Source organism: Gemmatimonadota bacterium (genome assembly GCA_041390125.1).
Lineage (GTDB): Bacteria > Gemmatimonadota > Gemmatimonadetes > Longimicrobiales > Gaopeijiaceae > JAGQIF01.
In genome coordinates, this window is record JAWKQN010000003.1 from 44,828 (window position 1) to 58,648 (window position 13,821).

12 protein-coding genes are annotated in these 13,821 nt (G+C 72.7%); 6 read left to right on the forward strand and 6 right to left on the reverse strand.

Features of this window, described 5'->3' with window-relative positions; all coding sequences use genetic code 11:
* The first annotated feature begins 42 nt into the window (after positions 1 to 42).
* A complete protein-coding gene (gene ppk1, locus R3E98_01800) occupies positions 43 to 2,112 on the forward strand; it encodes a polyphosphate kinase 1 (protein MEZ4422118.1) in 2,070 nt (689 codons plus the stop codon).
* Between the two features lie 9 nt (positions 2,113 to 2,121).
* Here the strand turns inward: ppk1 and R3E98_01805 are convergent, their stop codons facing one another.
* On the reverse strand, positions 2,122 to 3,702 hold the full coding sequence (locus R3E98_01805) for a caspase family protein (protein ID MEZ4422119.1): 1,581 nt from the start codon (positions 3,700 to 3,702) through the stop codon (positions 2,122 to 2,124).
* 199 nt (positions 3,703 to 3,901) lie between these two features.
* Between R3E98_01805 and R3E98_01810 the strand changes: the two genes are divergently transcribed.
* Together R3E98_01810 and R3E98_01815 are read left to right on the forward strand one after the other, a co-directional pair.
* Positions 3,902 to 4,246, forward strand: a complete 345-nt coding sequence (locus tag R3E98_01810; GenBank protein ID MEZ4422120.1) for a PadR family transcriptional regulator — start codon at positions 3,902 to 3,904, stop codon at positions 4,244 to 4,246.
* On the forward strand, positions 4,243 to 6,957 hold the full coding sequence (locus tag R3E98_01815) for an ADOP family duplicated permease (GenBank protein MEZ4422121.1): 2,715 nt from the start codon (positions 4,243 to 4,245) through the stop codon (positions 6,955 to 6,957). Before R3E98_01810 ends, R3E98_01815 begins: the two co-directional genes overlap by 4 nt.
* Before the next feature lie 42 nt (positions 6,958 to 6,999).
* Here the strand turns inward: R3E98_01815 and R3E98_01820 are convergent, their stop codons facing one another.
* Positions 7,000 to 7,800: a DUF4159 domain-containing protein gene (locus R3E98_01820; protein ID MEZ4422122.1), complete on the reverse strand. Its 801-nt coding sequence runs from the start codon at positions 7,798 to 7,800 to the stop codon at positions 7,000 to 7,002.
* A 94-nt stretch (positions 7,801 to 7,894) separates the two neighbouring features.
* On the opposite strand from R3E98_01820, the gene R3E98_01825 reads away from it, so the two are divergent.
* The gene (locus R3E98_01825; GenBank protein ID MEZ4422123.1) at positions 7,895 to 8,053 is read left to right on the forward strand and encodes a hypothetical protein; all 159 of its coding nucleotides are present in this window, start codon (positions 7,895 to 7,897) and stop codon (positions 8,051 to 8,053) included.
* Positions 8,054 to 8,120: 67 nt separating this feature from the next.
* On the opposite strand, the gene R3E98_01830 is transcribed toward R3E98_01825, so the two are convergent.
* The 4 genes from R3E98_01830 to R3E98_01845 all read right to left on the reverse strand — a co-directional run bounded on the left by R3E98_01830 (position 8,121) and on the right by R3E98_01845 (position 12,779).
* Positions 8,121 to 9,404, reverse strand: a complete 1,284-nt coding sequence (locus R3E98_01830; GenBank protein MEZ4422124.1) for a VWA domain-containing protein — start codon at positions 9,402 to 9,404, stop codon at positions 8,121 to 8,123.
* A 63-nt stretch (positions 9,405 to 9,467) separates the two neighbouring features.
* Complete coding sequence (locus tag R3E98_01835; protein ID MEZ4422125.1) at positions 9,468 to 10,436, reverse strand: WYL domain-containing protein; 969 nt, start codon at positions 10,434 to 10,436, stop codon at positions 9,468 to 9,470.
* On the reverse strand, positions 10,433 to 11,539 hold the full coding sequence (locus R3E98_01840; GenBank protein MEZ4422126.1) for a WYL domain-containing protein: 1,107 nt from the start codon (positions 11,537 to 11,539) through the stop codon (positions 10,433 to 10,435). Before R3E98_01840 ends, R3E98_01835 begins: the two co-directional genes overlap by 4 nt.
* 169 nt (positions 11,540 to 11,708) lie before the next feature.
* A complete protein-coding gene (locus tag R3E98_01845) occupies positions 11,709 to 12,779 on the reverse strand; it encodes a membrane dipeptidase (GenBank protein ID MEZ4422127.1) in 1,071 nt (356 codons plus the stop codon).
* 214 nt (positions 12,780 to 12,993) lie between these two features.
* Between R3E98_01845 and R3E98_01850 the strand changes: the two genes are divergently transcribed.
* Positions 12,994 to 13,227 (forward strand): hypothetical protein, encoded by a 234-nt coding sequence (locus R3E98_01850; protein MEZ4422128.1) that lies wholly within the window; start codon positions 12,994 to 12,996, stop codon positions 13,225 to 13,227.
* A 118-nt stretch (positions 13,228 to 13,345) separates the two neighbouring features.
* Positions 13,346 to 13,768, forward strand: a complete 423-nt coding sequence (locus tag R3E98_01855) for a hypothetical protein (GenBank protein MEZ4422129.1) — start codon at positions 13,346 to 13,348, stop codon at positions 13,766 to 13,768.
* The last annotated feature ends 53 nt before the right edge of the window (positions 13,769 to 13,821 follow it).

Consider the following 13,821-nt stretch of genomic DNA (forward strand, 5'->3'; position numbering starts at 1 on the left):
CTGCGGCGCGCGGGGCTCCGTTCCACCCGGGCTGGCCCCCCGATGAGCGACAGCGAGCGGCTGCATGACCGCGAGCTGTCCTGGCTCGCGTTCAACGGCCGCGTGCTCCAGGAGGCCCAGGATCCGGGCCGCCCGGTGTTCGAGCGGCTCCACTTCCTCTCGATCGTCTCGTCCAACCTCGACGAGTTCTTCCGGGTGCGGGTCGCGGCGCTGCGCGGCGTGGTGCGGCTGCGCAAGAAGAAGCGGGCGGAGCTGGGGTTCCAGAAGGCGCGCCGCCGGCTTCGTCGCATCCTGGATGCAGTGGTGGCGCAGCAGGAGGAGTTCGGCCGCACGCTGCGCAGCGACGTGCTTCCCGCGCTCGAGCGCGCCGGCATCCGGCTCTGGGATGAGCGGACACTCCCGCCGGGCGCGCGAGCGCACGCGGAGGAATGGTTCGACGCCGAGGTGCGCGCGCATCTGCACCCCCAGCCGCTCGAACGCGACGGGCACCCCTTCTTCCTCGTGGACCGCGCCCTGTATCTGGTGGTCGTGCTCAAGGAGCGCGGAGCCGCGGCGCTGGCCGAGCCGATCTGGCGGCTGGTGGAGATCCCCGCCGGGGCGCTGCCACGCTTCCTGCCGCTGCACGACGCGGACGGCCCCGGCGCCATCTTCCTCGACGATGTCGTGCGCCTGGGTCTGCCGCGATTGTTCCCCGAGCACGACGTGGATGCGGCCTGGTCCGTGAAGCTCACCCGCGACGCCGATCTCGCCGTGGAAGACGAGTTCGCCGGGGACCTGGTCGAGAAGATCCGCGAGGCCCTGGCGCAGCGGGGACGGGGTGTGCCCGCCCGCTTCCTCTACGACGCATCGGCTCCCTGGGCCATCGTCGAGGAGCTGCGGGAGCGGTTGGGGCTCGAGGAGGACGACCTCGTCGCCGGAGGGCGCTACCACAACCTCAACGATCTGTCGGCCTTCCCGGACTTCGGCCGGACCGACCTGCGCCCGCCGCCGCGCGCGCCGGTGCCGCACCCCACGCTGCTCGAACGGATCGACGACCCCTGGACGACGCTGGAGGCACGCGACCACCTCCTCCATTTCCCCTACCATGCCTTCCAGCCCGTCGTCGACGTCCTGGGGGCCGCCGCCGGGGATGTGCACGTGGAGGAGGTGTGGATCGCCCTGTACCGGGTCTCGGCCGGGTCTCCGGTCGCGTTGCAGCTCATCGAGGCGGCGCGGCAGGGCAAGCGGGTGACGGCGTTCGTGGAGGTCAAGGCCCGCTTCGACGAATCGACCAACCTGGAGTGGGCGGCGCGCATGGAGGAGGCCGGGGTGCGCGTGCTCTACAGCAAGCCCGGCATCAAGGTGCACTCCAAGCTCTGTCTGATCGTGCGTCGCACGGACGACGGTCTGCGGCGCTACGCCTATCTCTCCACCGGCAACTTCAACGAAGGCACGGCCCGCTTCTACACGGATCTGGGGCTGTGGACGGCGGATCCGCGTCTCGCGGACGAGGTGCACCGCGTCTTCCGCTTCCTGGCGGACGAGGAGACCGATCCGGACTTCGAGCACCTCCTGGTGGCTCCGTTCCGGCTGCGCACCGAGCTGCAACGGCATGTGGACCGGGAGATCCGGGCCGCACGCGCCGGACAGACCAGTGGCATCACGCTGAAGCTCAACAGCCTCGAAGATCCGGAGATGGTGGAGCGGCTCTACGATGCGGCGGCCGCGGGAGTGCCCGTGCGCCTCATCGTGCGCGGGATCTGCTGCCTCCGGCCCGGTGTGCCGGGGTTGAGCGAGTCCATCCAGGCCCGCAGCATCGTGGGACCTTTCCTGGAGCACGCGCGCGTCTACCTGTTCGGGAACGGAGGCGAGCCGCGCCTGTTCGTCGCCTCTGCGGACTGGATGACCCGCAACCTGGACCGGCGGGTCGAGGTCGCCTTCCCCGTCTACGATCCGGAGGTGGCGGCCCACGTCCACGAGTGGTTGGAGTCGCAGTGGGCCGACACCGTTCGGGCGCGGATCGTCGACGCGGAACAGACGAACGCGTTCGTGACCGGCACCGGCCCGCGCGTGGACTCCCAGCTGGATCAGTACGACGTGTGGACGCGCGCGTCCGGGACGCCAGGGGCGTAGCGCGCGACCTCAGCGGAAGAGGACGCGCGTGCCCGCGACGCCGCCCCGATCCACCACCAGGTGTTGGGCGGTGAGGTGTGGCTCGGCGCGATAGCGGGCATGCAGGTAGGCGATCAGCTCGTCCGCGGTCACGGCGCCGTCCCCATCGGTGTCGGCTGCGGCCTTCCCCACGGCGTCGTAGACGAACTCCGCCAGGTAGCCGCCCGCCCGGTAGGAGGCCGCGACCGCCGACGTCACGTGCTCCTCGCTGGAGAAGACCCCCATCCGCCCCGGTCGCACGATCACGTCCTTGGCGAAGCCGCCGCTGTAGCACGCGTCCAGGATCACCAGCACGGCGCCCGCGCGCGTCTCTGCGAGCGCGTGGGCCAGCTCGTCGTCGCGGAGCGGTCCGTCGTGGAGCTGGATGGCCTCGTCCAGGCCGTCGGGATCGGCGGGATCGTCGGCATCGGCAGGGAGCTGCACGCCGTGCCCGGAGAAGAAGAACACGAGGGTCTCCTCGGGCGTCGCACGCCGGCCTTCCTCGCGGAGCGCCCGCAGCACCTTGCGCCGCGTGGCCTCTCCGTCCACGAGGACGCGCAACCCGTCGGCTTGCGGACCCGCGGCGCCGCCCAGGGCCTGTCGGATGCGCACGGCATCGGCTGCCGTATACGGGAGGTCGGGCACTCCCGGCGGGTAGTCGGAGATGCCGACCGCCACCCCGCGAACGGGCCGCCAGGCCCGGCGCCCCGGCGGGCGCGGATGGCCCTCCGGGGGCGGATCGAAGTCCAGGGTCCAGGGTCCCGAGGCATCGGCGCGGCGCGACGCGATCACGAGTCGCCACAGCCCGCCGTGGAGCACATCGATCTGCAGCTGGGCGCCCTGGGAGGATGCGGCGTGCGCCACGTGCCACGCGCCGTCCGGCGCGATGGCGACCAGGTAGGGCTCGAAGGTCTGGGCTCGAAGCGTCGCGTCCAGGCGTGCCCCGAGCGGCAGCTCCCGCTCGACGATCTCGAAGTATCGCTCCTCGCCCAGGTGCCCCCGGGCGCGTCGGTGCGCGCTCGCGGGGCGTGTGGAGGCGCCGGGTGCCGGAACCACGCGCGGACGGCTCGCGGCGGGTGCGTACAACCCCACGGCGTACCGGCACGCGGAGGTGAGGCACCCGCGCATCCGCACCACCACGTCCACCCCCTCCCGCTCGTGGACGAACTGCACCAGCGGCAGGGCGTCCGCAGAGGTGTCCAGCCCCAGGCGCGAGCCGTCCGGGGTGCGCACCTCCAGGTCCACGTCGTCGCAGCGGTCGTCGCACACCGCCAGCAGCGTCCAGGGGCCCCCGTGGGGGAGGGGGATCCGATGCGTCCGGGATGCTCCGGCGCCCAACGCACCCTCGACGCTCCAGATGCGTCCGCCGGCCAGGGAGCCCGATCCCAGGGCCGCCGCGTCCAGGTGGGCGGTCAGCCAATGGGCGCCGTCCTGGCGGGGAAGGGCCGCGGCCGGTGCGCCCGGCCCGCAGGCGAGCCAGGCCAGCAGGGCGGCCCCCAGGCGCCGGCGCCACCCACGCGCGACCGCCGCCACGGCGGCCTCCGGGGATCGGACCTCGAATCGCGTCTGCATGCTCCTCATCCTCGATCTCCCGGCGGAGATCCCACCCTCGTCCCGCGTCCCTCGTGCCCCTGAGGAATGGCGAGGCGCGCCGCGCGCGGGGCTCAGGGTCGCCGCCTCGAGGCTTGACCTACGCTCGACCCGGACCGAATCTTATCCCTGAACAATTCAGGGGTCATGCGTTTGGGGGTGGGGCATGGACGGTGGGGGGATGCGGCTGCTGCAGGGAACGCTGGACCTGCTGGTCCTCAACGCGCTCGCGACGGGCGCCTCGCACGGATACGCCGTGGCGAGCTGGATCCGGCAGACCACGGACGAGCGCCTCCAGATCGAAGACGGCGCCCTCTACACGGCGCTCCACCGGATGGAGAAGCGGGGCTGGCTCGAGGCGGAGTGGGGACGGACCGACACCAATCGCCGCGCCCGGTTCTACGCGCTCACGCCGGTCGGACGGAAGCGCCTCGAGCAGGATGCGCGCAGTTGGGTCGCGTACGCCGAGGCCGTCTTCGCCGTGCTGGGAGCGTCGGGACGCGCGCCCGCCCGGGAGGGTGCGTGAGCGTGCGCGGGAAGGGGCCCGAGCGGCGCAGCGCCTTCGACCTGCGCAATCTGCGGCGGGACGTGGACCGCGACCTGGATGCCGAGCTGGATTTCCACTTCGAGCAGACCATCGACGCCCTGATCGAGGCGGGGTGGGCTCCCGCGGAGGCCCGGGCCGAGGCGGCGCGGCGCTTCGGGGACCGCGCCCGCTACGTGTCGCGGCTGCGCCGCACGGACCGGGGCACGGTCCGGGCGCAAGCCGGCCGTCGCTTCCTCGGCGACACGCTGCAGAGCCTACGCGTCCTCGTGCGCGGTCTCCGGCGCGCCCCCGCCTTCGCTCTCACCGCCGCACTCACGTTGGCGCTCGGCATCGGGGCCAACGCCACCATGTTCGGCATCGTCGATCGACTCCTGCTCCGCGCGCCCGATCACGTGGACGCGCCGGACCAGGTCAAGCGCGTGCTCGTGGGACGGCACTGGATGGACGGCGACGAGCGTCTGGGCGATGCCCACGCCTGGCCCGACATCCAGGACTGGACCTCCGCCCGCACCATCCAGGCCCTGGCCGCGTGGACGCCGTGGGGCGATGTCACGATCGGGCGGGACCAGGACGTCACCCGGGCGCGGGCCGCGCTCGCCCAGGCGGAGTTCTTTCCCCTGCTCGGCGTGCGGCCCGAACGGGGCCGGTTCTTCGCCACGGACGAGGATCGCATCGGCGGTCCCCAGGTTGCCGTGCTCGGGCACGCCTTCTGGGTGGAGTCCTTCGGCGCCGATCCGGAGGCGGTGGGCCGCACGCTGGCCGTGGGTGGGCGTCCCTTCACCGTCATCGGCGTGGCGCCCCCCGGATTCGGGGGCCTGGAGCTCGCGCGGGTGGATCTGTGGCTGCCCTTGGAGAAGTTCGGCTTCGAGATCGCCGGCAACGCCACGGACAGCCGGAACGACTGGTGGTTGAACGCGGTCGTGCGGATGGCGGACGGTGTGAGCGTCGAGCAGGTGGAGACGGAGCTGACCGCCCTCCACCGGGCCGGACGCCTCCAGGCGAATCCGTCGTACGATCCGAGTGCCCGCGTGGTGGCGGCGTCGGTGATCGCCGCGCGCGGTCCCGAGGGCTCCACGCCTGCGACGGTGTCCGCCTGGCTGGTCGGCGTGTCGCTGATCGTGCTGCTGATCGCGTGCGCCAACGTCGCGAATCTGTTCCTGGCCCGGGGAGCACAGCGGCGGCGCGAGATCGCGGTGCGTCTGTCCCTCGGCGTCTCCCGACTCCGCCTGGCGGCGCAGGTGCTGGTGGAGAGCCTCCTCCTGGCCTCGCTGGCGGCCGTGATGGCCACGGCGTTGGCGGTCTGGGGTGGGGCTGCCGTCCGCCGCCTCCTCCTGCCCGACGTGGATTGGGGGTCGGGCCTGGACGGCCGCATCGCGCTGGTGACGCTCGCCGTGACGCTCGCGGCGGGCCTGGCCGCGGGTCTCGTACCGGCGCTGACGGCCACGCGGGTGGACGTACAGGACGCCCTGCGGGGTGCGGAGCTGCGGGTCAGTGGCCGGCGGGGGCGCCTGCGCACGGGTCTGCTGGTGCTCCAACCCGCCCTGTGCGTGGTGCTCCTGGTGGGCAGCGGGCTGTTCGTGCGCAGCTTGCGCGCCGTCCAGGGGATCGATCTGGGCTTCGACCCCCGCAACCTGTACGCGGTCATCCTGGAGCGGACGGATCAGACGGCCCCGCTCGATCGCCCCGACGAGCCGACGCGTCCGCTGTACGAAAGCGCCCGCGAGCGGGCGGTCCGGCTGCCCGGCGTGCAGTCCGCGGCGGCCGCCTTCAGCATGCCCTTCCGCGACAGTTGGGCGGCCGAGTTCCGCGTGCCGGGGCTCGATTCGCTGCCGGACTTCCCCACCGGGGGTCCCTACCTGAACGCGGTCTCCCCGACGTACTTCGCCACCATGGGCCTGGAGGTTCGGCGCGGACGCGGCCTCGAATCGGGCGATCGGTCGGGCTCGATGCCGGTGATGGTCGTCAGCGAGTACCTGGCGGCGCAGCTCTGGCCGGGCGAGGACCCCCTGGGCCGCTGTGCCTGGGTCGGGAAGAGCGAGACGTGCACGACCGTCGTGGGTGTGGTGGAGGATGCGCATCGGCAGCGCATGGTGGAGGAGGATGCGGAAGCGCTCTACTACCTGCCGTCCGCCCAGCACGACGACGACTTCCCCCCGCGACTCCTGCTCGTGCGTGCCAACGGAGACCCGGCCGCCGTGCGGGCTGCGCTGCGCTCCGAGCTCGAGGGCCTGGACAGCCGTGTGCGCTACGCGGCCGTGCGCGCCTACGACGACATCCTGGGGGCACAGGCGCGGGCCTGGACGCTCGGCGCCACCATGTTCACGCTGTTCGGGCTGCTGGCGCTGCTGGTGGCCGCCGTCGGCATCTACAGCGTATACGCCTTCGAGGTGGCGCGGCGCACGCCGGAGATCGGGATCCGCAGCGCGCTCGGGGCCACCCGTACGTGGATCGTGCGCCTCGTCCTGTCGGACGTGGGTCGGGTGGCCGGCATCGGTCTGGCGCTCGGGCTGGTCGGGGCGCTGCTGGCGGCGCCCCGTCTCGCCCCGCTGCTGTACGGCGTCTCCCCGCGCGACCCGCTCGTCCTGGTCGGCGTCGCGCTCGTGCTCGGTGCGGTCGCGCTGGCCGCGGGAGCCATCCCGGCCTGGCGGGCCACCCGCGTGGATCCGAACGTGGCACTCCGGGCGGAATGACCGGCCCGTACACCCGCGCTGCGGTGGCCGGCGCCGCGGTGGTCAGTGCGTCAGGGAATAGATGATGAAGTTGACGGCGAGCTTGTAGGCGTACGAGGAGATCTCGAACGGATACTCCGGGCGCTCGGACCACTCCCAGGCGTCGCCCAGGTCGCTGTTCCAGTTGACGACGACCATCAGGCGGCCGGTGTCGTCGTGGATGCCGCGGATGTGCGGGTCGAACCCGTCGCGCTCGTAGCGTCGGTAGATGTTGCCGTACGCGGGGACCTGCATCAGCGCGTCGATATCGTAGAAGCTGTTGAAGAGCTGGTGGCTGGTGTCCAGCTCCACGATGGGGAACTCGGGGAAGACGCGACGCATCTCGTACTCGAAGTTCTCCCATTCGTACGTGCCCCAGAAGTCGTCGACCACCAGGAAGCCGCCGGACAGCAGGTAGTCGCGCAGGCCCTGGACCTCCGAGTCCGTCATCTGCATGTATCCCACCTCCAGCATGTAGAGGAAGGGGAAACGCCGCAGGTCGGGGTCGTCCAGGCGAACCGGGTTGACGCCCTGATAGACGTCGAGCAGCTCCAGCGTGCGGTCGATCACGATGACGAACTGCTCGTCCGCCTTCGGGAAGTCCGTCGCCCAGGAGCCGCGCCGGCGGAAGCCCCGACCCAGCCCACTGGAGTAGACGGCGCGGGTGAAGTAGAAGTCGAAGCCCGGTGGGGCGGCTTCGAACCATTCCTGCACGCTCACGGGCTCGCCGGGCGCTGGCACGGGCGTGGCGCGCGGCGGAGCCAGGGCCAGCGCTCCGAAGAGCGCAGCGCCCAGAGGCACGCGGGCGAGAAGCGACGAGGGCATGATCCTTGGATACGCCACAGGGGGAAACGGGTGCCCGGGGGCCCCCGCGCCGGCGGCCGCGCCTCTGCCGACCACCGCCGCGATGTTCGGGGGCGTGCCGACCCTGAGCGCCGGCGTGCACGTGGGACGCGTCGCGGTCCTGGCGGACGGCCTCACGCCCGACGCCGATCCGTTGCCGCCAGGCGGCGGAGCCGACGCCCGCGAGCGGTGGAGCGCCGGATTCGTGGTCGGCGCCGGCATTCGGGTGCGCTGAGGCCACCGGACGCCCGGCCGGTCGGGGAGCGGCCGGGCGTGATCCCGCCCCCGGTGACGTGTCCGCCTCAGGGGTGCGCGTCCCCCTCCGCGGGGGGATCGGCCCGCCGCACATGGCGCAGCGATCCCGAGCGGCTGCGTTGCCGCAGGTGGGCCCGTTGCTTGGCGTACTTGACGTCCGTGGCATCGGGCGCGCTCTCCTGCAAGCGGACGGAGAGGCGCTGCAGGTCGTCCATCTCCTCTTCCATCTCGGCGTCGAACGCCCCCGCCTCCCGCACGCGGTCCTGCCAGTCGGGGAGCAGGCGCGCGGTGTAGCCGCCATCGCCGTGCTCGCGTGCGCGCAGCGCCTGCTCGCGCAGACGGGCCGCCTCGAGCAGCAGGACCTCCTTGCGGACCTCCGGGATGGCCCGGCCGCCGTCGACCGGGTGCAGCGTGATCGGGATGTCGATGTCGTGCCGCTCGAGCCCGCCCCCGGCGGTGACGACATGCGCGGTGACGGTGAGGTGCGCGATGCGGGCCGCGCCGTCCTCGACGGGATCGACCAGCAGCTCCAGCAAGACGCGCCGGGGCTCGCGCGCGTACAGGTCGCCCACCTCCAGCCACAGCACATCGCCCTCCACCTGGGAGGGGTAGTCGTGCAACACCTTCACCGCCTCCGTGTCGGGGCCCGCCGCGACGCCCACCCGGACGTTCTGCGCGCACAGCTCCAGCAGCCCCTGGACCTCCTCCGCGAACAGGGTCGGGGCCTGGTCCGGCTGCTCGATGTACCAGGTGTTGCCGCCGCCGGCGTCGGCCATCGCTCGTAACAGCTCCTCGTCGAAGTCCGCCCCGAATCCAAACGTGCTGGTGCCGATGCCGGCGGCGGCGCCGACGCGGCAGAGCCCGGTCAGCTGCGCCGGGTCCGTCAGGCCGGCGTTGGCCTGCCCATCGGTGAGCAACAGGATCCGGTCTACGCTGTCGTCCGTGCGTGCAGCGGCCAGCAGGTCGCGCGCCCGCAACCACGCAGCGCTCAGGTTGGTGATGCCGCCGGGCTCGATCCCTTCCAGGAGCAGGGGCAGGTCCTCCTGATCCGCTCCGGTCCCGGGCCAGGCCACCACGTCGGCGCGCTCATCGAACGCCACCACGCTCACCCGGTCGGTGGGCGCCAGCCGCCGCACCAGGCCGGCCGCGGCGCGCCGCGCGGCGTGCAGCTTCTCCCCCGCCATGGACCCCGAGCGGTCCAGGACCAGGCACAGGTTGAGGGGCGGGCGCTCCGACTGCAGACGTGCCTCGCCTTCCAGGCGCAGCAGGGCGTGGACCATCCACCCCCCGTCCGCCACGGGCTCGTGATCGAGCAGCACCAACGTCTTCAAGGCTCCCTCCGGTCCGGGGATCGAGGAGGGCCAAGCTAGAAAGGGGGTGCGACAGCCGGACGCTCAGTCCGCCAGCCGCTCCAGCGTGTCGAGCACCAGCGCGCGCACGTCCGGCGGTCCGAGGATCTCGGCCTCGGCACCGTAGAGGAGCGCGTGCCGTACCGCCCAGTGGGGATCGGCGACCCGGTGGCGCAGCACGAGCGCCTCGCCGTCCTCCTCCCAGGAATGACCGTGGCTACCGGCCCACTCGCGCACCCAACGCGCCACCCGCGCGCTGTAGCGCACCGGCACCTCGATCTCCTGGCCGGGGCGGAAGACCCGGCCTTCCTCGACCCAGTCGTGCGGGTCGAAGTCGGGCGGGACCTCGAAGGAGTCCGACGTGGGCGCCGCCGCGACGATGCGGTCGAGCCGGAAGACGCGGGGCTGCGCCCGGATGGTGCAGTGGCCGACGACGTACCACGAGCCGCCGGCATGGGTCAGCGCGTAGGGATGGATCACCCGCGCGTCGAGTTCCGCCGCCGACGCCTTGGCGTACTCGATCGCGCACGCGTGCCGTCCCCGTGCGGCCTCCAGGAGCACGTCGCGGATCCCGGCCGGGTCCGGCTCCATCCCGGGGAGGATCGGGTGCGCGCCATTCTGCGGCAGCGTGCTGCCCAGGAACCGCTCGGCCCGGTCCAGGAGGTCGGTACGCCGGTGCGGTTCGGGCAGACGGCTGCCCGCGCGGTCGCCGCGCAAGGCGATCGCGAGGCACAGCGTCTCCGCGGCCGTGAGACGCAGGGGCCGTTCGAATCCGCGCGCGTGGGGGACGCTCACGCGGTCGGCGTCCACCAGGATCTGGAGATCGTCGGGCCAGCCACCCGGGTGGTAGTAGGCGCGCTGGGTCACCTCGTCCAGGTCGCGCAGGATGGTGTGCTCGTCCGTGCCGAGCTCCCGGGCCAGCGCGCGGAGGGAAGCCCCGCCCGGACGTCGCGCGGCGGGCAGCACGTGCAGGAGCCGCAGGAGTTGCGCCTGGGCCGTACGAGGCGCGCTCACGGCCTCGGCTCCGGGTCCACGGCGTACCGCTCGCGTGCGGCGCCCGCCAGCGCGCGGAAGGCGTCCCGGAGATCGGGCGGGTCCACGACCCGCGCGTCCCCCGCCAGGCTCAGCACCCAGCGCAGGAACGGGTCGCGGCGATGGACGTCGAAGCGGCGCAGCTCACCCCCGTCCTCCAGCCCGTCCACCCGCGTGCCGTGGCCGTTGCGTTCGGCCCAGACCGAGCGTGGGAAGCGGAACGCGACGGTCGCGCTCACCGAGCCCTCCGGATCGTCGCCGAGCTCCCAGGCGCTGCGTCCCGCGAAGGTGCCGAGGTCGAAGTCGGCCGGGATGTCGTAGGCCTCTGCCTTCGCCTCCACCACGACCTCGGTCATCCGGCCGACCCGGAACATCCGCAACGCCTCGCGCTCCTCCGCCCACCCCACCAGGTACCAGCGCCCGTGCTGGAAGACGAGACCGTAGGGACGAGCGCTGCGCTGTGACTCCTCGTCGGAGTGCATGGCGTGGTAGCGGAAGGTCACACGGCGGCGCTCCAGGAGCGCGTCCGAAAGGGCGCGCAGCGTGTCGGCGATCCCCTCGGCCTCGGGGTCGGGCGCGTAGAGGACCGGTGCCTCGACGTCGGGCAGGGGATCGAGATCGAACGCCAGCTTCCGGTACGCCGACCGTGCCTCGGTGGCCAGCGGGAAGCCGGGAAGCTCGGCGAGGGCGCCCAGCCCCTCGAGCGCGGCCGCCACCTCGGACTCCTCCACGGTGAACTCGGTGGACGCCGGTGCTGCGGGCCCCGCCGCGCCCGCCATCTCGCCCACGAGGCGCAGGTACGGGAGATGGAAGTCGCGCGTGGCCAGCCGGTAGCCCTGGGTCGGCTCGGCCTGGTTGACGGAATAGGAGACCGTGTCGATGGGGATGCCCGCTGCGCGCAGCTCGCTCTTGTCGCGCTCGAAGGCGCGGCGCACCGACTCCTGCGTGCGCGGGTCTGCCTCGAGGCCGCGGGTGTAGGCCGGCACCGCCTGCCAGATCTGGTCCACCGTGACGGGGAAGTGACGGGCGGCGAGGAAGGAGATCAGGTCCAGCCAGCGCTGGAGCTTGGAGATGCGGTCGGGCATGTCGGCAACCTGGCGAACGGACGCGAGAGCAGCAAACTAGCGGCGGTCGGTGACGGTGGTCGTGGCGGTGACGGTGACGGGGCGGGTCACGGACCGGCGCGGACGCGGACCCAGCGCCGCCCGGACCCAGCGCCGCGCGGACCCGCCTCGGGAGCCGCTGCGCGCGCGCCTACCCGATCACGTCCCGGTAGAGCCGATACACGTTGCCTCCCATGATGCCTTCCACCTGATCCTCGGAGTACCCGCGGTCGACCAGCCCGTCCCAGACGACCTCCATGCGGCGCGGCCCGTTCAGCTCGTCGATGAAGTACGGGAGCTCGCTGGTCTGCACCTGGCTGCCTTCTTCGGCGCGCAGCTCCGCCTCGTACTCCGGTGTCATGACGATCACGCGGTGATCGCGGTCGGAGCCGATGCACACGTGCTCGAGGCCCGCCACGTCCACCGCGTGGTCGATGTGGTCGAAGAAGGCGTGCAGGTTGTCGCGCTTCTTGGACGTCAGGAAGGGACGCAGCTGGCAGATGCCGACGACGCCCCCGCGCTCGGCGAGCGCGCGCAGGTTGGCGTCGGTGGTGTTGCGTTCGTGGGGATAGACGGCGTCACAGCCCGTGTGCGAGACGTGGACCGGGACGCGCGAATGCGCGATGGCGTCCGCCATGGTGCGCATGTTCGCGTGCGACAGGTCGATCAGCATGCCGGTGCTGTTCATGGTCTCGATCAGGGCCCGCCCGAAGTCGGTCAGGCCTCCGGGATCGTCGGTGGCCCGGCAGCCCACGCCGGCGCGGTTGCGCTCGTTGTAGGTCAGTTGGCAGCTGCGCAGCCCCAGGCGGTAGAAGGCTCCCACGCGGTCCAGGTCGTCACCGAACTGCTCGGAGTTCTGATAGAGATAGAAGACCGCGAGCCGGCCGCTGCGACGTGCCTCGTCCACATCGGCGACGCGGGTCGCCTTCACGAAGAGGTCGGGGTGGCGCGCGAGGTACCGGTCGTAGTCCAGCAGCCCGTCGAGCGCCAGCTCCAGCGCTTCGGCTCCGAGCGGCTTGGGGTCGCAGAGTGTGACGGTGATGGCGTCGAGGCCGCTCGCGAGCATCTCCCGCACCAGGTCGGGCTCGTAGAGCGTGCGCAGCTCGCCCATGGCGTCGATGATCAGGGCGCGGGGCTCCGCGTCGGGATGGGGCCGCCCCGGCACCCAGGGCAGGGCGAGGGCTGCACCGGTGGCCCGGCTGAGGAAGGCTCGTCGCTCCATGGCGCTCTCCGCTGGGGACGGGGCAGGGTAGGGAGCGGGACGGGTCGCACGCAACGGTGACGCGGCGGATGCGTGGTCGGGGCACGGAGGTCGCGGAGCGCATCGTGCGGAAGGCCCGGACCCGGCCAGGGCAGGCGCTGCGCGCCCTCGACGGACCGTCGCAGGGCACGGAATCTGCTCTGGATCTCCTTCGCCCGCTTCCCCCGGAGGATCCATGCGTATCCTGCTCGCTCTCGCCCTCACCGCTGCCCTCCTCGGTGCGGCGTGTCCCGGTTCGGAGGAGACGGCGGCCGTCGACGAGCCCGCCAGCACCCTGACGCGCCGGCAGAAGGACTCGCTGGTCTCCACGCTCCCGCTCCCCGGCGCGCGCGGCGTGGGAACGGCCTTGCGTGCGCAGGACGCCGCGGCCGAACGCGCGCGACGGCTCGACGAGGAGTCGGCGCGCTGACGCCCCTCCACCCGGAGGCAGCGCGGACGGTGTCGCGGAGCCGTGCCCGCGCCCCGTCCTGACCGGACGCGCCCGACTCCTGCGCCTCTCCTGGGACCCCACTTCCCGCGAGGCGCCCATGCTGATCGAGCACCCCATCCAGGTTCGCATCCTCGCCGAGGACGTGCGTCCGTGGCGGAAGGGCTTCAAGGGCACGGTGGCGTTGGCGCTCACCGCGCTGTCGCCCGAGGAGAACCTGGCCTTCCAGACGCGACTCAACCGTCTGTTCGGTGCCTGTGGCTGCCGGACCGGAGCCGTGGGATCGCTGGCCGCGCTCGCCCTGGTCGTCATCGGCGCCGTGTCCGGATCGGACCTGGGCACCGCGGCGACCGTGGGCATGGGGTCCGTGGCCTTCCTGGCCGGCGGCGCCCTGGGCAAGGGCGTGGGGCTGGTCCACGCCCACCTCCAGCTGCGCCGGACGCTGGCGGAGCTCTACGGACGGGTGACGCCGCGCCGACCCGGGCGGGAGTCCCGCATGCCGTTGGTCCTGGTCCCCGAGTAGGTCCCGGCCTCGGGAACCGCGTCCCGGACGCCACGGCGCCGGCCTGATCGCGA

Bases quoted from the DNA above. Each gene is read 5' to 3' on its own strand.
- ppk1 (MEZ4422118.1), top strand. From the start codon at position 43: ATGAGCGACAGCGAGCGGCTGCATGACCGCGAGCTGTCCTGGCTCGCG.
- R3E98_01805 (MEZ4422119.1), bottom strand. From the start codon at position 3,702: ATGCAGACGCGATTCGAGGTCCGATCCCCGGAGGCCGCCGTGGCGGCG.
- R3E98_01810 (MEZ4422120.1), top strand. From the start codon at position 3,902: ATGCGGCTGCTGCAGGGAACGCTGGACCTGCTGGTCCTCAACGCGCTC.
- R3E98_01820 (MEZ4422122.1), bottom strand. From the start codon at position 7,800: ATGCCCTCGTCGCTTCTCGCCCGCGTGCCTCTGGGCGCTGCGCTCTTC.
- R3E98_01840 (MEZ4422126.1), bottom strand. From the start codon at position 11,539: ATGCCCGACCGCATCTCCAAGCTCCAGCGCTGGCTGGACCTGATCTCC.
- R3E98_01845 (MEZ4422127.1), bottom strand. From the start codon at position 12,779: ATGGAGCGACGAGCCTTCCTCAGCCGGGCCACCGGTGCAGCCCTCGCC.
- R3E98_01850 (MEZ4422128.1), top strand. From the start codon at position 12,994: ATGCGTATCCTGCTCGCTCTCGCCCTCACCGCTGCCCTCCTCGGTGCG.
- R3E98_01855 (MEZ4422129.1), top strand. From the start codon at position 13,346: ATGCTGATCGAGCACCCCATCCAGGTTCGCATCCTCGCCGAGGACGTG.